Source organism: Streptomyces colwelliae (assembly GCF_048158785.1).
Classification (GTDB): Bacteria; Actinomycetota; Actinomycetes; order Streptomycetales; family Streptomycetaceae; genus Streptomyces.
The window spans coordinates 1-18,775 of record NZ_JBLTJC010000201.1 but is presented as its reverse complement, the minus strand read 5'-3'; the positions used below and the strand labels follow the sequence as shown (position 1 = coordinate 18,775).

General features: G+C 70.2%; 14 protein-coding genes and 1 pseudogene. 10 read left to right on the top strand and 5 right to left on the bottom strand.

Annotation, left to right across the window (positions count from 1 at the left end; genetic code table 11):
* The coding region (locus ACNFOC_RS33030) for a hypothetical protein (protein WP_416962718.1) at positions 1-301 on the top strand (301 nt) is incomplete at its 5' end.
* Between the two features lie 143 nt (positions 302-444).
* Here the strand turns inward: ACNFOC_RS33030 and ACNFOC_RS33025 are convergent.
* The gene (locus tag ACNFOC_RS33025) at positions 445-1,536 is read right to left on the bottom strand and encodes an ADP-ribosylglycohydrolase family protein (protein WP_416962717.1); all 1,092 of its coding nucleotides are present in this window, start codon (positions 1,534-1,536) and stop codon (positions 445-447) included.
* A gap of 291 nt (positions 1,537-1,827) precedes the next feature.
* On the opposite strand from ACNFOC_RS33025, the gene ACNFOC_RS33020 reads away from it, so the two are divergent.
* The 3 genes from ACNFOC_RS33020 (at position 1,828) to ACNFOC_RS33010 (ending at position 8,976) form a co-directional block, all read left to right on the top strand.
* Positions 1,828-2,559 (top strand): VIT1/CCC1 transporter family protein, encoded by a 732-nt coding sequence (locus ACNFOC_RS33020; protein ID WP_416962716.1) that lies wholly within the window; start codon positions 1,828-1,830, stop codon positions 2,557-2,559.
* Positions 2,560-2,924: 365 nt separating this feature from the next.
* Positions 2,925-7,520: a glutamate synthase large subunit gene (gltB, locus tag ACNFOC_RS33015; protein ID WP_416962715.1), complete on the top strand. Its 4,596-nt coding sequence runs from the start codon at positions 2,925-2,927 to the stop codon at positions 7,518-7,520.
* Entirely contained in the window at positions 7,513-8,976 is a 1,464-nt protein-coding gene (locus ACNFOC_RS33010; protein WP_416962714.1) for a glutamate synthase subunit beta, read from the top strand. The genes gltB and ACNFOC_RS33010 overlap by 8 nt, the downstream gene beginning before the upstream one ends.
* A 144-nt stretch (positions 8,977-9,120) precedes the next feature.
* On the opposite strand, the gene ACNFOC_RS33005 is transcribed toward ACNFOC_RS33010, so the two are convergent.
* Positions 9,121-9,957, bottom strand: coding sequence for a chitosanase (locus tag ACNFOC_RS33005; RefSeq protein ID WP_416962713.1), 837 nt, complete (start codon positions 9,955-9,957; stop codon positions 9,121-9,123).
* Between the two features lie 114 nt (positions 9,958-10,071).
* On the opposite strand from ACNFOC_RS33005, the gene ACNFOC_RS33000 reads away from it, so the two are divergent.
* The 3 genes from ACNFOC_RS33000 to qcrB are packed head-to-tail and all read left to right on the top strand — an operon-like array spanning position 10,072 to position 13,056.
* Positions 10,072-10,791: a vWA domain-containing protein gene (locus tag ACNFOC_RS33000; protein ID WP_416962712.1), complete on the top strand. Its 720-nt coding sequence runs from the start codon at positions 10,072-10,074 to the stop codon at positions 10,789-10,791.
* Entirely contained in the window at positions 10,788-11,354 is a 567-nt protein-coding gene (locus ACNFOC_RS32995) for a HutD/Ves family protein (protein WP_416962711.1), read from the top strand. Before ACNFOC_RS33000 ends, ACNFOC_RS32995 begins: the two co-directional genes overlap by 4 nt.
* 52 nt (positions 11,355-11,406) lie before the next feature.
* Entirely contained in the window at positions 11,407-13,056 is a 1,650-nt protein-coding gene (qcrB, locus tag ACNFOC_RS32990; RefSeq protein WP_416962710.1) for a cytochrome bc1 complex cytochrome b subunit, read from the top strand.
* Here qcrB and ACNFOC_RS32985 read toward each other — a convergent pair.
* Together ACNFOC_RS32985 and ACNFOC_RS32980 are read right to left on the bottom strand one after the other, a co-directional pair.
* Entirely contained in the window at positions 13,031-14,203 is a 1,173-nt protein-coding gene (locus ACNFOC_RS32985; protein ID WP_416962709.1) for an acyl-CoA dehydrogenase family protein, read from the bottom strand. The genes qcrB and ACNFOC_RS32985 overlap by 26 nt on opposite strands.
* Positions 14,203-15,342 (bottom strand): acyl-CoA dehydrogenase family protein, encoded by a 1,140-nt coding sequence (locus ACNFOC_RS32980; protein WP_416962708.1) that lies wholly within the window; start codon positions 15,340-15,342, stop codon positions 14,203-14,205. The genes ACNFOC_RS32985 and ACNFOC_RS32980 overlap by 1 nt, the downstream gene beginning before the upstream one ends.
* 61 nt (positions 15,343-15,403) lie before the next feature.
* On the opposite strand from ACNFOC_RS32980, the gene ACNFOC_RS32975 reads away from it, so the two are divergent.
* From ACNFOC_RS32975 to ACNFOC_RS32965, 3 genes are read left to right on the top strand one after another with little or no spacing between them, the layout of a single operon-like run.
* The gene (locus ACNFOC_RS32975) at positions 15,404-16,192 is read left to right on the top strand and encodes an SDR family oxidoreductase (RefSeq protein ID WP_416962707.1); all 789 of its coding nucleotides are present in this window, start codon (positions 15,404-15,406) and stop codon (positions 16,190-16,192) included.
* Between the two features lie 54 nt (positions 16,193-16,246).
* Positions 16,247-16,858: a TetR/AcrR family transcriptional regulator gene (locus tag ACNFOC_RS32970; RefSeq protein WP_416962706.1), complete on the top strand. Its 612-nt coding sequence runs from the start codon at positions 16,247-16,249 to the stop codon at positions 16,856-16,858.
* Positions 16,859-16,884: 26 nt separating this feature from the next.
* Complete coding sequence (locus ACNFOC_RS32965; protein WP_416962705.1) at positions 16,885-18,042, top strand: acetyl-CoA C-acetyltransferase; 1,158 nt, start codon at positions 16,885-16,887, stop codon at positions 18,040-18,042.
* Positions 18,043-18,067: 25 nt separating this feature from the next.
* Here ACNFOC_RS32965 and ACNFOC_RS32960 read toward each other — a convergent pair.
* Positions 18,068-18,703, bottom strand: a pseudogene (locus tag ACNFOC_RS32960) (NAD(P)H-dependent flavin oxidoreductase); the annotation flags it as partial.
* Positions 18,704-18,775 lie beyond the last annotated feature (72 nt).

Sequence of the window (18,775 nt, the reverse complement as noted above, 5' to 3'; positions counted from 1 at the left end):
CGGGTGCCGTGACGCCCTCACCGAGGGGCCGATCGGCGGCTTCCCGGTGACCGGGCTGCGCGTGACGCTGACCGACGGGGCGACCCATGTGAAGGACTCCTCGGAGCAGGCGTTCCGTACGGCCGGCGGCGGCTGCGGGGTGGAGCAGCTTGGGACGGGAGTTGGAGGGGGATGGTTCTTGCGGGGCGAACTCGCTGTCGGCGGAAGCGAGTTGGAGCGGCTTGGGGTGGAGACGGTGGCCGGGTGCGGGTGGACCCTGCGCGGCGCGTTCGCCGTCGGCGGCCGCAGGTGGTTCCTGTAGGGCGGACTCGCTGTCAGCCTCTGTGGGGTGGAGCGGGACGTTGGGTGCGGGTGGACCCTGCCGGGTGAACTCGGCCTCAGCGACCGCAGGTTCAGTCCGTTGCGCCGTCGGCGCCGGTCTGGCGCCCTCGTTCTCCTCACGCCTCACAGCTGCACCTCGTCCTCATCCGCAGCCAGCACGTACTCCCGTTGCTCCCGCTGATCCCGTCGCAGCACGCCCCCCGTGCCCCACTTCCCGCCTTCCCCCGGAACCAGCAACTCCGCGATGTCCAGCACATGGTGGCCGGCCATCGCCGGTAGGCAGCTCCCCCTCGCCGGGCCGATCGCCGACGCCCAGTCGGGCGGGATCGCGGACGCGCCCCGGGTCGCGCCTGCCAGGGCGCCCGCCACCGCAGCCGTCGTATCCGCGTCCCTTCCCATGTTGACCGCCGTGAGGACCGACTCCGTGAAGTCGCCGTCCGCTGCCGCGTACGCGCCGAAGGCCAACGCCACTGCCTCGGGGGCCAGGTCGGTCCACGGGTAGCCGCCGATGACCACCGCGGAGCGGACCGCTCGTTCGCCTCGGTGGGCCACCGCCACCGCCCGGCGCAGGGAGCGGGCCGTCCAGGAGTCGTCGGGGACCACTGCCAGGGCTGATGCCACCACCGCGATCGTCGGCGCTCCCGCCATCGCCGCCGCCACACCCGCCGCGACCGCCTGGCCGCCGTAGATGCCCTCGCCGTCGTGGCTCACCGAACCGTCGATGGCGACCAGGCGGGCCGCTTCCGCCGGGCGGCCCGCCGCGAAGACGCCGAAGGGGGCCGCGCGCATGGCCAGGCCGTCGCTCCAGGCGTGGCGGTGTTGCGCCGAAATCGGGGCTGCCAGTCCCCTTCTGAGGTTCTCCAGCGTTCCCCGTTCGCTGAAGCCCGCTCCCCGGAACGGGCCCTCGTCGCGGTCCGCGATCCACTCGTGCCACGCCGCCTCCACATGGGTCGGCGTGAGCGCCGAGCCGTGGCGGGCGAGGAGGAGGCCGGAGAAGATCGCGTACTCCGTGTCGTCCGTGCCGGCCGGGTTCTCCGCCACGTATCCCGTGATGCGGCCCCAACGGGCGCGGATCTCCGAGGGTTTCATGTTTTCCGCCGGTGCCCCGAGGGCGTCCCCCACCGCCAGACCGAGCAGCGCGCCGCGCGCCCGTTCGCGGAGTTCGGTGGCGTTCTTGGGCGCCGGGACCGGGGGAATGCAGGCGATCGATGCCATACGCGGCCTCTCCTACGGGGTTCCCTCAGGGCGCCTCGGGGCGCGGAACCCTTTGCGGATGTCTCCCACGGGAGGTCTTCGGCAGAGCCTGACGGAACGCAGCATCACCCGGTCGACATCTGATTGGCATGACGCACGGATGAGCGTTCGAGGGTAAAGCCGCAGGTTAGCCCAGCCTTTCCTTGCTGGAGGGTGGGAAATGAAAGGCGTATGTTGAGTGTTGTCGAAGAGTAGAACTTGTCCAAAGTTAGCCTAACCTTAGGCACCCATCGCCTCCTGGGGGATCACCGCATGGTCATCATCGAGACCGAAGCGACGCTCCACGAGGCGCACCGCGACAACCACACCCACCGTGATGTGAACGGCGGTTGGCTGCGTCCCGCGGTGTTCGGCGCGATGGACGGTCTCGTCTCCAACCTCGCTCTGATGACCGGTGTCGTCGGTGGTGCTGTCAGTCATCAGACCGTCGTCATCACCGGGCTGGCCGGGCTCGCCGCCGGTGCCTTCTCCATGGCGGCCGGCGAGTACACCTCCGTCGCCTCCCAGCGTGAGCTGGTCGAGGCCGAGCTGGCCGTCGAGCGGCGCGAGCTGCGCAAGCATCCCGAGGATGAGGAGGAAGAGCTCGCCTCGCTCTATGCCGCCCGCGGTGTCGACGCCGAACTCGCCCGCGAAGTCGCCCGGCAGCTCTCGCGCGACCCCGAGCAGGCGTTGGAGATACATGCCCGGGAGGAACTGGGTATCGATCCCGGGGATCTGCCTTCTCCGCTCGTCGCCGCCGTGTCGTCCTTCGGGGCGTTCGCGCTGGGTGCGCTGCTTCCCGTGCTGCCGTTCCTGCTCGGGGCGACCGCGCTGTGGCCGGCGCTGCTGCTCGCGCTCGTCGGGTTGTTCGGGTGCGGTGCTGTGGTGGCCCGCGTGACCGCGCGGACCTGGTGGTTCAGCGGGCTGCGGCAGCTCGCGCTGGGGGGTGCGGCGGCCGGTGTGACGTACGCCCTGGGCACCTTGTTCGGAACGGTCGTAGGATAGCTCGACGCGCACTTATGCGTCTGGTCGCATAAGTAGCCGTTACTCGCTGGTTTCGAACGCTTAACCACTGGGCATGAGCCGTAAGCGCTGTGGGCAATGACGCTCGCGGCGCACCCGCGGGATGGGCTACGACGCTCCCTCTGCCATGGACCGACGGACATCGATCTGTCCGCTTTGGTCCCCTTCACCTTCACCGCTTGTGCGGTGCCGCGCCGCGACCCCACGGCGTCCGCATGTTGGAACGGAGTATCCGGTTCCCGAGAACCGTTCCATCATGTAACCTGCACGAAATTTTGCGCTAACTCGCAGAGGGCCAACGTCGTCCCTATGCCCATGCATATGCCACGACGACGACGGGAGAGCCGATGCGTACGCCGCGCCAGCCGTCCCAGCACACCGCGAATGGCCAGAACTGGTCCTTCATGGATGCTCGCCCTGCCGCGCAGGGTATGTACGACCCCCGCAACGAGCACGACGCCTGTGGCGTCGGCTTCGTGGCCACCCTCACCGGCGAGGCGAGCCACGCGCTGGTCGAGCAGGCGCTCACGGTGCTGCGCAACCTGGAGCACCGCGGTGCGACCGGTGCCGAGCCCGACTCCGGCGACGGTGCGGGCATCCTGTCCCAGGTGCCGGACGCCTTCTTCCGCGAGGTGGCCGGATTCGACCTCCCCGCCGCCGGTGGATACGCGGTCGGCATCGCCTTCCTGCCCGAGGACGGCGCCGACGCGATCGTCTCGCAGGTTGAGACGATCGCCGTAGAAGAAGGCCTCACGGTTCTCGGGTGGCGCGAGGTTCCGACCGCGCCCGAACTCCTCGGTGCTACGGCCCGCTCCACCATGCCGCTGTTCCGTCAGCTCTTCGTGAGCGACGGGCAGAGCCAGGGCATCGACCTCGACCGCAAGGCCTTCGCGCTGCGCAAGCGCGCCGAGCGCGAGGCCGGCGTCTACTTCCCGTCGCTGTCCGCGCGGACCATCGTCTACAAGGGCATGCTCACCACGGGTCAGCTGGAGCCCTTCTTCCCGGATCTGTCCGACCGGCGCTTCGCCTCCGCGATCTCGCTCGTGCACTCCCGGTTCTCCACGAACACCTTCCCGTCGTGGCCGCTCGCCCACCCGTACCGCTTCGTCGCGCACAACGGCGAGATCAACACGGTCAAGGGCAACCGCAACTGGATGGCGGCCCGCGAGTCCCAGATCGCCTCCGACCTGTTCGGCGACCAGGAGAAGATCGACCGGATCTTCCCGATCTGCACGCCCGAGGCCTCCGACTCCGCGTCCTTCGACGAGGTGCTGGAGCTGCTTCACCTCGGTGGGCGTTCGCTTCCGCACTCCGTGCTGATGATGATCCCGGAGGCGTGGGAGAACCACGACTCCATGGACCCGGCCCGCCGCGCCTTCTACCAGTTCCACGCCACGATGATGGAGCCCTGGGACGGCCCGGCCTGCGTCACCTTCACCGACGGCGTCCAGGTCGGCGCGGTCCTCGACCGCAACGGTCTGCGCCCCGGCCGCTACTGGGTCACCGACGAGGGCCTCGTCGTCCTCGGCTCCGAGGTCGGCGTCCTCGACATCGACCCCGCGAAGGTCGTCCGCAAGGGCCGCCTCCAGCCCGGCCGCATGTTCCTCGTGGACACCGCCGAGCACCGCATCATCGAGGACGACGAGATCAAGGCCGGCCTCGCCGCCGAGAAGCCGTACGCCGACTGGCTCGAAGCCGGCGAGATCGAGCTGTCCGACCTGCCCGAGCGTGAGCACATCGTGCACACCCACGCCTCGGTCACCCGCCGCCAGCAGACCTTCGGCTACACCGAGGAAGAGCTGCGCGTCATCCTCGCGCCGATGGCCAAGGCCGGTGCCGAGCCCATCGGTTCGATGGGCACCGACTCGCCGATCGCCGCGCTGTCCGCCCGCCCGCGGCTGCTCTTCGACTACTTCACCCAGCTGTTCGCGCAGGTCACCAACCCGCCGCTGGACGCGATCAGGGAAGAACTCGTGACCTCCCTGCGCTCGTCCCTCGGACCGGCGAGCAACCTGCTGGAGCCGACGGCCGCTTCCTGTCGTAGCGTCACCCTGCCCTTCCCGGTGATCGACAACGACGAGCTGGCCAAGCTCATCCACATCAACGCCGACGGCGACATGCCCGGCATGAAGGCCGCGACCCTCTCCGGTCTGTACCGGGTCTCCGGCGGCGGCGACACCCTCGCCGCCCGCCTCGCCGAGATCTGCACCGAGGCTGACGCGGCCATCGAGAATGGCGCCCGGCTGATCGTCCTCTCGGACCGGCACTCGGACGCCGAGCACGCGCCGATCCCGTCGCTGCTGCTCACCGCCGCCGTCCATCACCACCTCATCCGCACCAAGCAGCGCACCCAGGTGGGCCTGCTGGTGGAGGCCGGTGACGTCCGCGAGGTCCACCACGTCGCCCTGCTCATCGGCTTCGGCGCCGCGGCCGTCAACCCGTACCTGGCGATGGAGTCCGTCGAGGACCTCGTCCGCGCGGGCACGTTCCTCACCGACATCGAGGCCGAGCAGGCCATCCGCAACCTGATCTACGCGCTCGGCAAGGGCGTCCTCAAGGTCATGTCCAAGATGGGCATCTCGACCGTCGCCTCCTACCGTGGCGCCCAGGTCTTCGAAGCGGTCGGCCTCGACGAGCAGTTCGTCAACGCCTACTTCAGCGGTACGGCCACCAAGATCGGCGGCGTCGGCATCGACGTCATCGCCAAGGAGGTCGCCGCCCGCCACGCGAAGGCATACCCGGCGAGCGGCATCGCGCCCGCGCACCGCGCCCTCGACATAGGCGGCGAGTACCAGTGGCGCCGCGAGGGCGAGCCGCACCTGTTCGACCCGGAGACGGTCTTCCGCCTCCAGCACTCGACGCGGACCAACCGCTACGACATCTTCAAGAAGTACACGGACCGCGTGAACGAGCAGTCCGAGCGGCTGATGACGCTGCGCGGCCTCTTCGGCTTCAAGTCGGGCCGGCCCTCGATCTCCATCGACGAGGTCGAGCCCGTCTCCGAGATCGTCAAGCGCTTCTCCACCGGCGCCATGTCGTACGGCTCCATCTCCCTGGAGGCGCACGAGACGCTCGCCATCGCCATGAACCAGCTGGGCGGCAAGTCCAACACCGGTGAGGGCGGCGAGGACGCGGACCGGCTCTACGACCCGGCCCGGCGCAGCGCCATCAAGCAGGTCGCCTCCGGCCGCTTCGGCGTCACCTCCGAGTACCTGGTCAACGCGGACGACATCCAGATCAAGATGGCTCAGGGCGCCAAGCCCGGCGAGGGCGGCCAGCTGCCCGGCCACAAGGTCTACCCGTGGGTCGCGAAGACGCGGCACTCGACGCCCGGTGTCGGGCTCATCTCGCCGCCGCCGCACCACGACATCTACTCCATCGAGGACCTCGCCCAGCTGATCCACGACCTGAAGAACGCGAACCCGCAGGCGCGGATTCACGTCAAGCTGGTCTCGGAGGTCGGTGTCGGCACGGTCGCCGCCGGTGTGTCGAAGGCGCACGCGGACGTCGTCCTCATCTCCGGCCACGACGGCGGTACGGGCGCGTCCCCGCTGACGTCGCTCAAGCACGCCGGTGGGCCTTGGGAGTTGGGCCTCGCCGAGACCCAACAGACCTTGCTGCTCAACGGACTTCGCGACCGGATCGTCGTGCAGACGGACGGCCAGCTGAAGACCGGCCGGGACGTCGTCATCGCCGCGCTGCTCGGCGCCGAGGAGTTCGGTTTCGCGACCGCGCCGCTCGTCGTCTCCGGCTGCGTCATGATGCGCGTCTGCCACCTCGACACCTGCCCGGTCGGCATCGCCACCCAGAACCCGGTGCTGCGCGACCGGTTCGCCGGCAAGGCCGAATACGTCGTGAACTTCTTCCAGTTCATCGCCGAAGAGGTCCGCGAGATCCTCGCCGAGCTGGGCTTCCGCACCATCGAAGAGGCCGTCGGCAAGGCCGGCACGCTCGACGTCGAGCGCGCCGTCGACCACTGGAAGGCACAGGGCCTGGACCTGGCCCCGCTGTTCTACGTGCCCGAACTCCCGGACGGCGCCGCCCTCCACCAGGTCATCAAGCAGGACCACGGCCTGGAGAAGGCGCTCGACAACGAGCTGATCAAGCTCGCCGCCGACGCCCTCGCCGCGTCCAGCGCCACCGACGCCCAGCCGGTCCGCGCGCAGGTCGCGATCCGCAACATCAACCGCACGGTCGGCACGATGCTCGGCCACGAGGTGACGAAGAAGTTCGGCGGGGCGGGTCTGCCCGACGACACGATCGACATCACCTTCACCGGTTCCGCCGGCCAGTCCTTCGGCGCCTTCCTCCCGCGCGGTGTCACGCTGCGCCTGGAGGGCGACGCCAACGACTATGTGGGCAAGGGCCTTTCGGGCGGCCGGGTCATCGTCCGTCCCGACCGGGGCGCCGACCACCTCGCCGAGTTCTCCACCATCGCGGGCAACACCATCGCCTACGGCGCGACCGGCGGCGAGCTGTTCCTGCGCGGCCGGACCGGTGAGCGGTTCTGTGTCCGTAACTCCGGTGCCACCGTCGTGTCCGAGGGCGTGGGCGACCACGGTTGCGAGTACATGACCGGCGGCCGGGCGGTCGTGCTCGGCGAGACCGGCCGCAACTTCGCGGCGGGCATGTCCGGCGGCATCGCCTACGTGATCGACCTGAACCCCGACAACGTGAATGTCGGAAACGCGGGCGCCGTCCACGAGTTGGACGAGGACGACAAGCAGTGGCTGCACGACGTGGTGCGCCGGCACGCCGAGGAGACCGGTTCGACGGTCGCCGAGAAGCTGCTCGCCGAGTGGGCCGTGTCCGTGGAGCGCTTCAGCAAGATCATCCCCAGTGCCTACAAGGCAGTGCTCGCCGCCAAGGACGCCGCCGAGCTCGCGGGTCTCTCCGAGACCGAGATCACCGAGAAGATGATGGAGGCGGCGATCAATGGCTGACCCGAAGGGCTTTCTGAACCACGGGCGCGAGGTCGCCAAGTCCCGCCCCGTGGACGTCCGTCTGAAGGACTGGAACGAGGTCTACGTCCCCGGTTCGCTGCTGCCGATCATCGGCCAGCAGGCCAGCCGGTGCATGGACTGCGGTATCCCGTTCTGTCACAACGGCTGTCCGCTGGGGAACCTGATCCCCGAGTGGAACGACTACGCCTACCGCGAGGACTGGACGGCCGCGTCGGAGCGTCTGCACGCGACGAACAACTTCCCTGAGTTCACCGGGCGGTTGTGCCCCGCGCCGTGCGAGGCGGCCTGCGTGCTGGGCATCAACCAGCCGCCGGTCACCATCAAGAACGTCGAGGTCTCCATCATCGACAAGGCGTGGGAGACGGGCGATGTCGCCCCGCAGGCTCCCGAGCGCCTCTCCGGCAAGACCGTCGCGGTCATCGGCTCGGGCCCGGCGGGCCTCGCCGCCGCGCAGCAGCTCACGCGGGCGGGCCACACCGTCGCCGTCTACGAGCGCGCGGACCGCATCGGTGGCCTTCTCCGGTACGGCATCCCCGAGTTCAAGATGGAGAAGCGGCACATCAACCGCCGTATCGAGCAGATGCGCGCGGAGGGCACCCGCTTCCGCACCGGCATCGAGATCGGCATCGACCTCAAGGCCACCGACCTCCGCAAGCGCTACGACGCGGTCGTCATCGCCGCCGGCTCCACCACCGCGCGTGATCTCCCCGTCCCCGGACGGGAGTTGACCGGCGTCTACCAGGCGATGGAGTACCTGCCCCTCTCGAACAAGGTCCAGGAAGGCGACTACGTCACCGCCCCGATCTCGGCCGAGGGCAAGCACGTCGTCGTCATCGGCGGCGGCGACACCGGCGCCGACTGCGTCGGTACGGCACACCGCCAAGGCGCGGCCTCCGTCACGCAGTTGGAGATCATGCCCCGCCCGGGTGACGAGCGGAACGCGGTCGCGCAGCCGTGGCCGACCTTCCCGATGCTGTACAAGGTGACGAGTGCGCACGAGGAGGGCGGTGAGCGGGTCTACTCCGTCAACACCACCCACTTCGAGGGCGACGAGGACGGCAACGTCCAGTGGCTGCACCTCGTCGAGGTCGAGTTCGTCGAGGGCAAGCTGACCCAGAAGCCGGGCACGGAGCGCAGGATCCCCGCCCAACTGGTCACGCTGGCCATGGGGTTCACCGGCCCCGACCGCGAGAACGGTCTCGTCGACCAGTTCGCCCTGGGCCTCGACGAGCGCGGCAACATCGCCCGCGACGCCGACTTCCAGACCAACGTCCCCGGCGTCTTCGTCGCCGGTGACGCGGGCCGCGGCCAGTCCCTCATCGTGTGGGCGATCGCGGAGGGCCGCTCGGCCGCCCGCGGCGTCGACCGCTTCCTGACCGGCGCGAGCGAACTGCCTGCGCCGATCCGGCCGACGGACCGGTCGTTGATGGTCTGACGGTTCATGGTCCGACGGTTCGCCGTCTGACGGTTCATCAAAAGACGTCCGCACAAAGGCGTGCGGAGCACGAGACGGCGCCTGCCTTGTCCCCGACCGGACCCGGCGGGCGTCGCCGTATGTCCGGGCCCAACTCCCGTCCCGCTACGGCACCTTGTACGTCTCGCCGTACACCTTCCACACCAGCGGCGTCCGCAGCTCCAGGTTCCCCTCCTCCAGGAACGTCCGCTGGGCCGTGTCGATACGGGTGGTGTCGATGCCGGGGCGCTTGGCCCGCATGGCGGCGCGGCGGACGTCGAGGAAGGTGCTGAGGTACGCCTTCTCGGAGCCGCCCTCCGCCGGGGTCTTCGCCAGCCGCGTCGCGCGCTCCCGGATGCCGTAGAAGCCGTCCGTGCCCGGGCCGTGGAAGACGATCGCGTCGTAGTAGATGAACTGGCCGAGCGGACCCAGGCCGTCGCGTTTGGCGGCGCTGACGGCGGGGTCGAAGTAGATGCGGTCGCGCTCCGCGTCCTGGGCGGCCTGGAAGGCGGGGATCTTCGCCTCGGCGCGCCACGCGGCGGGGAAGCCGGGTTCCAGGCCCTGGTGGGAGTCCGTGCCGTCGACCTCGCGCAGGGCGGGCAGGTAGCGGGCGAGGCCGTTGCCGGGGTGGGCCGCGGTGTAGCGCTCGACCAGGACGAGCAGGTCGTGGGTGCCGGTGCAGAAGCCGATGATGCCCGCCGTGTAGCCCTGTCCGTCGCCGATGTCCTGGATGTAGGCGTACGCGCTGCGCCAGTCGAGCGTCGAGTTCTCGGCGCTGGCCACGAGCTCCTGGGCGAGGTTCTTCATGGCCGGCGCGGCCAGGCCCTCGGGTGCTTTCCGCTGCGCCGCGGCCGAGGGCGGCCCGGGTCGCGGGTCGTCGTGGGCGGTGGACGAGGAGCCGTAGGCCGTCGCCGCGAGGACGACGGGTACGGCGGCGAGCATCAGGACGCCGGCGCGTTTCATGGGCCCAGGGTAGGTGTGGTTACGTCCCTTATTCCGGGGTTGGGGGGACATTGCTCTCGCGCCACCGGCGTGGCGTAATCTCGGCCTTTTCGCCGTGATGCGAAGGGAGCCCCTGTGGCCGCGATCTCGCTCAGCAAGGTCGAGGAGACCGCGCCCGCGCTGGTCAGCCTGTACAAGAGCGCCGGGGTCTCGCTGCGCAAGCACGGGCTGGACGGGCAGCGGGCGGCCGTCTATCTCGTGGTCGACCACTCGGGGTCCATGAGGCCGTATTACAAGAACGGCAGTGTGCAGGCGCTCGCGGACCGGGTGCTCGGGTTGTCGGCGCACCTGGACGACGACGGGACGGTGCCGGTCGTCTTCTTCTCGACGGACATCGACGCCGTCACGGACATCGCCCTCGACGACCACCGGGGGCGGATCGAGCGCATCGTCTCCGGGCTCGGGCACATGGGGCAGACCAGCTACCACCTGGCCATGGACGCCGTCATCGACCACTACCTCGACAGCGGCGCGAAAGACCCGGCCTTCGTCGTCTTCCAGACCGACGGCGGCCCCAGCAACAAGGCCGCCGCGGAACGGTACTTGTGCAAGGCGGCGGGGCTTCCGCTGTTCTGGCAGTTCGTCGGGTTCGGCAAGGCGCGGAGCAAGCAGTTCGAATTCCTGCGCAGGCTCGACGAGTTGGCGGTTCCGCAGAAGCGGGTGATCGACAACGCCGGTTTCTTCCCGGCCGGTTCGGATCCCCGGAAGATGTCCGACGACGAGCTGTACGACCGGCTGATGGGCGAGTTCCCGCAGTGGCTCGCGGCCGCCCAGGAGCAGGGGATCGTCCAGTGATCCGGTTCCTGCCCGCCTCGGCGCGAACTGCCGTGCCCTGGAAGAACGGTGGCGGTGTGACACGGGAGATCGCCGCCTGGCCCGAGGGTGCGCGCATGGACGACTTCGCGTGGCGGGTGAGTCTCGCCGAGGTCGCGGCGGACGGGCCGTTCTCCGCCTTCCCCGACGTCGACCGGACCCTGACCGTGGTCGAGGGCGCGGGTATGGACCTCGCCGTCGGCGGTGAACGGCAGATCGTCAACACCCGTTACGTTCCAAGGGACTTCAGGGGCGACGTACCGACCGATTGCCGGTTGCTGGACGGGCCCGTCGTCAACCTCAACGTCATGTGGCGCAGGGGCGCGGGCGCTACGGCCCCCACGGTCGCCGTCGTCCGGGGGCGATTGCGCCTGCGCGCGGATGCCCTGGTCGTGGCGCTCGACGGGACCGCCGAGGTGGCCGGACTGACCCTCGGGCCTTATGACGCCGTGCAGTTGGGTGGTGATGAGGAAGCGGTGCTGCACGCCCGGGGGCGCACCGCCGTGATCGGGCTGTCATTGTCTGCTGACGCACCGTTGGCTTAGCCGGGACCTCGTGGCACCCTGTGGGGTGATCCGACGGGAGGGCGGCCAACGTATGGACGGCACACGATCGGTGAACGGAGCGGTGGGTGCCGGGCGGCCGGACGCGGCCGGCAAAGGGGAGAAGCTCGCCGACTGGGCGGACGGACGGCTCGGGCTGTACGCGATCGCCAAGTCCAATATGCGCAAGGTCTTCCCGGACCACTGGTCCTTCATGCTGGGCGAGATCTGCCTCTACAGCTTCCTCATCCTGATCCTCACCGGCATCTATCTCACCCTGTTCTTCGAGCCCAGCGGCGTCGAGGTCATCTACCACGGTTCCTACGCGCCGTTGAACGGCATCCCGATGACCCGGGCGTTCGAGTCCACGCTCGACATCAGCTTCGACGTGCGCGGCGGGCTGCTGATCCGGCAGATCCACCACTGGGCGGCCGTCGTCTTCATCGCCGGCATGCTCATCCACATGATGCGGGTGTTCTTCACCGGCGCGTACCGCAAGCCGCGCGAGATCAACTGGGTGTTCGGCTGGACCCTGTTGTTCCTCGGCATCATCACCGGGCTGACCGGTTACTCGCTCCCCGACGACCTGCTGTCCGGCACCGGCATCCGCTTCGCGGACGGCGCGATCCTGTCCGTGCCGATCGTCGGCACGTACATGTCGATGTTCCTGTTCGGCGGGGAGTTCCCGGGGCACGACATCATCTCGCGGCTCTTCCCGATCCATGTCCTGCTGCTGCCGGGGATCATGCTGGGCCTGGTGGTCGCGCATCTGATCCTGGTCTTCTACCACAAGCACACGCAGTACCCCGGGCCCGGACGGGACCAGAAGAGCGTCGTCGGCATGCCCTTCCTGCCCGTCTACATGGCCAAGGCGGGCGGCTTCTTCTTCCTCGTCTTCGGGGTGCTCACCATCATGGGCGGGATCGCCAGCATCAACCCCGTGTGGGCCTTCGGACCGTACCGGCCGGACCTGGTGACGACCGGCGCCCAGCCCGACTGGTATCTCGGTTTCTCCGAGGGGCTGATCCGGGTGATGCCGGGATGGGAGATCAACGCCTGGGGCCACACACTGGAATTGGGCGTCTTCATCCCCTTCACGCTCTTCCCGCTGATCCTCGCCGCCATCGGCGCCTATCCGTTCATCGAGGCCTGGATCACCGGCGACAAACGCGAACACCACATCCTGGACCGGCCGCGCAACATGCCCGTCCGCACCGGGCTCGGGGTGGCCTGGCTGAGCCTGTACGCGGTGCTGCTGATCGGCGGCGGCAACGACGTCGTGGCCACCCATCTACAACTGTCGATCAACGCGATCACCTGGTTCGTACGGATCTCCTTCTTCGTCATGCCGGTCGTCGCGTTCCTGATCACCAAACGGGTCTGCCTCGGGCTCCAACGCCGGGACCGGGACAAGGTGTTGCACGGCCGCGAGTCCGGACTCATCAAGATGCTGCCGCACGGCGAGTACGTCGAGGTCCACGAACCCCTCACCCCGGACGAGCGGTTCAGGCTCACCCAGCACGAGCAGGAACCGCCGTACGCGATCGGCCCGCTCGTCGACGCGAACGGTGTCGAGCGGCAGGTCAAGGGCGGGCAGCGGGTACGGGCCCGCCTCGCCAAGGCGATGTTCGGGGACGAGGCCCGCATCCCGAAGCCGACGGCGGAGGAGTACAAGGAACTCACGAGCGGCGACCACCACCACTGACGACGTCATTGGGAACACCGAGTACGGCGGCCCGGCATTCGCCCGGGCTGCCCCAACTCGTGCGCAGGGCACGGGCCTTGGTCAGCCACAGCGACAGGTCGTACTCCGCGGTGTAGCCGATCGCGCCGTGCAGTTGAAGCGCCGTGCGGGCGGCCCTGTACGCCGCCTCGCACGCCGTGACCTTGGCGGCCGCCACGTCCGACTCCGTCATGGTGAGCGCGGCGCCGAAGAGCAGGGGACGCGCGAACTCCAACGCGATCTTCGCGTCGGCCAGTTGATGCTTGACCGCCTGGAACGAGCCGACGGGCACACCGAATTGGGTGCGCTGCTTCACGTAGGTGACCGTCCTGTCGAGCAACGCGAGTCCGACACCGAGGGCTTGGGCTGCGGTGGCCAGGCGGGCCCAGGTGAGGGCGTGGGCGACGGCGGCGGTCACCTGCGGGCCGACGGCGAGGAGTTCACCCCCGGTGGGGGCGCGGAAGAGGCGGCGGGCGGGGTCGAGGGACGCGTGCGGCCCGGCCGCCGGGAGTGTGCCGCCGGGCGGGGGCGTCAGCCGCAACTCGGTCGCCGGGCGCGTGTCGGCGGACAGCGCGGTGGGCCGCGACTCCGCCGCCGACCCGCCCGCCGTGGGCGCCGACTCCACTGCGCGGGACGCCGACTCGCCCGACGCCTCGGGCCCTACGCCCGTCTCTCCCGCGGCCCGTCCCGCCGGACCCCGCGCCGCCCGGGCTGTCAGCCGTACATCCGCCATGTCCGCGTCGAGCGCGTACCGACCTGTCGCCAGCGTTGCCGTCGACTCGCCGGAGGCCAGCGCGGGCAACAGCCGCTTGGCCGGAGCCGAGTCGTCCAGGGCGGTCAGCAACGCCGCCGCCGCGACCGTCTCCACCAGCGGCCCCGGAACCGCGTGCCGCCCCAACTCCACGAACGCCACGGCGAGTTCGACCGGTCGGGGTCCCAGCCCCTCGTACGCCTCCGGTACCGCCAGTGCGAACACCCCCGCCCCGGCGACACGGCGCCACAGCGCGCGTCCGCTCGCATGCTCGCCGCGACTCCACGCCCGTACGACCGACGGAGTGTCCGCCGCCGTCAGCATCGCGTCCAACGAGTCGGCGAACGCCCGCTGTTCGGGGTCGAGGAGGAAGCGCATCAGCGGCGTCCCTTCGGCAGGCCGAGCAGGCGCTCGGCGATGATGTCGCGCTGGATCTCGTTCGTACCGGCGTAGATGGGGCCCGCGAGGGAGAAGACATACCCCTCGGACCAGTCCGTGTCCGCCAACTCACCCTCCTCGCCGAGCAGTTCTAGGGCTGTCTCGTGCAGGGCGATGTCGTACTCGGACCAGAAGACCTTGTTCAGGCTGGACTCCGGGCCGATGGACTCGCCGTCGAGGAAACGGGACGCGTTGGCGTAGGTGAAGAGCTGGTAGGCGCGGGCGCCGATCACGGCGTCGGCCACCTGGTCCCTGGTTGTGAGTGAACTGCCGTGCGCCTGCCAGAGGTTGAGGAGGCGGTCGGCGGAGGCGAGGAAGCGGCCGGGGGAGCGGAGGGTGAGTCCGCGTTCGTTGCCCGCGGTCGACATGGCGACCCGCCAGCCCTGGCCCGGCTCGCCGATCACGTCCTCGTCGGGGACGAACACCTCGTCCAGGAACAGCTCAGCGAAGGCCGGTTTTCCGTCGAGGCGGCCGATCGGGCGGACCGTGACACCGGGCGCGCGCAGGTCGAACATCAGGTAGGTCAGGCCCTGTTGGGGCTTCAGGGTGTCCGGCTCGCTGCGGAACAGGCCGAACGCGCGGTCCGCGAAGGCCGCGCGCGACGACCACGTCTTCTGGCCGCTCAGCAGCCAGCCCCCGCCCGTGCGCACCGCCCGCGAGGTCAGCGACGCCAGGTCCGAACCCGCCTCCGGCTCCGACCACGCCTGCGCCCACACCACCTCACCGGTCGCCATCGACGGCAGCACGCGCGCGCGTTGCTCCTGCGTGCCGTGGTCGAAGAGCGTCGGGGCCAGCAGGTTGATGCCGTTCTGACCGACCCGGCCCGGCGCGCCCGCCGCGTAGTACTCCTCCTCGAAGACCAGCCACCGCACGATGTCCACACCCCGGCCGCCGTACTCCTCCGGCCAGGACACCACCGACCAACGGTCCGCGGCGAGTTGGGCCTCCCACAGGCGATGCGCGGCGAAGCCCTCCTCGGTCTCCAGGGAGGGGAGCGGCACGGCCGGCACATGCGCGCGCAGCCAGGCGCGGGCCTCGGCGCGGAACGCCTCCTGGGCAGGAGTGAAGTCGAGGTCCATCGCGGCCGTCCTTCCCCAACAGTCCTTCCCTAACAAGTGTTTGGTAGGTTAGCGTGGGCCCATGACAGGCGTCGAGAGTCCGGCATACGTCCCCGGGCACGGGCTGCTGAAGGGGCGCACCGCCGTCGTCACCGCCGCCGCCGGCGCGGGCATCGGCGGCGCCACCGCGCGCCGCTTCCTCCAGGAGGGTGCGCGCGTGCTGATCAGCGACGCGCACGCGCGGCGGCTCAAGGAGTACGAGGCCGAGCTGGCCGGGGAGTTCGGGTCGGAGGCGGTGGCCGCGCTGCCGTGCGACGTCACCGACGAGGCGCAGGTGCGGGCCCTGTTCGACACGGCCGTCGCCGCGCACGGACGCCTCGACGTCGTCGTCAACAACGCGGGCCTGGGCGGCACTTCGGACCTCGTCGACATGACCGACGAGCAGTGGTCGAAGGTGCTGGACGTGACCTTGAACGGCACCTTCCGCTGCACCCGGGCCGCCCTGCGCGCGATGCGCGGGACCGGCGGCGGGGTGATCGTCAACAACGCCTCCGTCGTCGGCTGGCGAGCCCAGGCCGGACAGGCGCACTACGCGGCGGCCAAGGCGGGCGTGATGGCGCTGACCCGGTGCGCGGCGATCGAGGCCGCCGAGTACGGGGTGCGGATCAACGCGGTCTCCCCGAGCCTCGCCATGCACCCGCACCTGGTGAAGGTGACAACGCCCGAGCTGCTGGCCGAACTCACCGCGCGCGAGGCCTTCGGGCGGTACGCGGAGCCCTGGGAGGTGGCCAACGTGATCGTGTTCCTGGCCTCGGACTACTCCTCGTACATGACCGGCGAGACCGTCTCCGTGAGCAGCCAGCATGCGTAGCGGCGCGCGGGGACGCGCGGGAGGCCGCCGGGGCCGGGGCGCGACAATGGTCCCGTGCCGACCAAGAAGAAGCCCCCGGTGACCGCCGCTCCGGCCCGCCGTCGTGAACTCCTCGACACGGCGGCCGAGGTCTTCGCCGAGCAGGGGTACAACGCCACCACCGTCCGGAAGATCGCCGACCACGCGGGCATGCTCGCGGGCAGCCTCTACTACCACTTCGACTCCAAGGAATCGATGCTGGAGGAGATCCTGCGGACCTTCCTCGACGAGCTGTGGGGCGGCTACGACACCGTCCTGGAAGCCGAGTTGGACCCGCGCGAGACGCTGCGGGCCCTGGTCACCGAGTCGTTCCGGGAGATCGACCGGCACCGCGCCGCCGTCGCGATCTACCAGAAGGAGAGCAAGCAGCTGGTCGCGCAGGAGCGGTTCGCGTTCCTCGCCGAGTCGCAGCGCAAGTTCGAGAAGGCGTGGCTGTCCACGCTGGAGCGCGGGGTCGCCGCCCAGGTCTTCCGGGCCGACCTCGACGTCCGGCTCACCTATCGGTTCGTCCGGGACACGGTGTGGGTCGCCGCGTCCTGGTACCGGCCGGGCGGACAGCACAGCGCCGAGGAGATCGCCCGGCAGTACCTGTCGATGGTGCTGGACGGGATCGCCGTACGCACGTAACTCATGGGTCTGTATGGGGAGTTGACATGGCCGAGGCCTACATCGTCGAAGCGGTCCGTACGCCCGTCGGGCGGCGCGGGGGAGGGCTCAGCGGGGTGCATCCCGCCGACCTCGGCGCGCATGTGCTGAAGGAACTGGTCGCGCGCTCGGGGATCGATCCCGCCGCCGTGGAGGACGTCGTCTTCGGGTGTCTGGACGCGGTGGGGCCGCAGGCCGGGGACATCGCGCGGACCGCCTGGCTGGCGGCCGGGCTGCCCGAGGAGGTGCCGGGCGTGACGGTGGACCGGCAGTGCGGGTCCTCGCAGCAGGCCGTGCACTTCGCGGCGCAGGGCGTGCTGTCCGGCACCCAGGACCTGGTGGTCGCCGGGGGCGTCCAGAACATGTCCCTCATCCCCATCGCCTTCGCCTCCCGCCAGGCCGCCGAACCGCTCGGCCTCACGGACGGCCCCTTCGCGGGCAGCGAGGGCTGGCGCGCGCGGTACGGGACGCGGCCCGTCAACCAGTTCGCCGGGGCCGAGATGATCGCCGCGAAGTGGGGGATCAGCAGGCAGGACCAGGAGGAGTTCGCGCTCCGCTCGCACCGGCGGGCCCTGCGCGCCATCGACGAGGGCCGCTTCGCACGGGAGACGGTGGCGTACGGCGCGGTCGGCGTCGACGAGGGGCCGCGGCGGGACACCTCGCTGGAGAAGATGGCCGGCCTGAAACCTGTCGTCGCCGGCGGCACCATCACCGCCGCCTGCTCCTCCCAGGTCTCCGACGGCGCGGCGGCGATGCTGCTCGCCTCGGAACGGGCCGTACGGGAACACGGGTTGACGCCCCGCGCCCGCGTCCACCACCTCTCCGTCCGGGGCGAGGACCCGATCCGTATGCTCTCGGCCCCCATCCCGGCCACCGCCCACGCCCTGAAGAAGACCGGCCTCTCCATCGACGCCATCGACCTCGTCGAGATCAACGAGGCTTTCGCGCCCGTCGTCCTGGCCTGGCTGAAGGAGACGGGCGCGGACCCGGAGAAGGTCAACGTCAACGGCGGCGCGATCGCCCTCGGCCACCCGCTCGGCGCGACCGGCGTCAAGCTGATGACCACGCTCCTGCACGAACTGGAGCGCACCGGCGGCCGGTTCGGCCTCCAGACCATGTGCGAGGGCGGCGGCCAGGCCAACGTGACGATCATCGAACGGCTCTGACCGGCCCGGGCGGTCCGGGGCCGGTTCAGGCGTCGGCCCGGACCAGCGTCCACAGCACCTCGTCGGCCTGCTTCATCACCCGCTGCACCAACTCCGCGCACGACGGCAGGTCGTCGATCAGTCCGGCGACCTGCCCGGAGGCCATCACCCCGAGATCCGTCCGCCCGTCCACCATCGACGCCTTGAGCAGCATCGGCGAGTTCGCGGCGAGCAGGACCTGGCTCCAGGTCAGCTCCTTGCCGTGCTTCATGGCGAGGCCGTCGCGGATCATCCGCCGCCAGGTCAGACCGGACAGCCGCCGGAAACCCGCCGCCCGGCGCACGGCCTGGAACAGGGTTCTCGTACGGCCGGAGCTCTCCAAGGCGTCGACCAGCTCCGTACGGAGCATGCGGTGCGGCAGGCCGTCGACCGCCCGCGTGACGGTCACGTCCTTGACCGTCGCCGCCAGATAGGCCGCCTTCACCGCGTCCGGGACCGTCGAGTCCGAGGTGAGGAGGAACCGGGTGCCCATCGCGACACCCGCCGCCCCGTAGGCCAGCGCCGCGACCAGCCCCCGCCCGTCGAAGAACCCGCCGGCCGCCACGACCGGTATGTCCACCGCGTCCACGACCTGCGGCAACAACACCGTCGTCGCCACCTCCCCGGTGTGCCCGCCGCCCCGACTCGGCGATCCGCTCCAGCGGGACGCTGCGGACCTTGAGGTCCGGGCGCATGTGGAAGGGGGTCACGACCG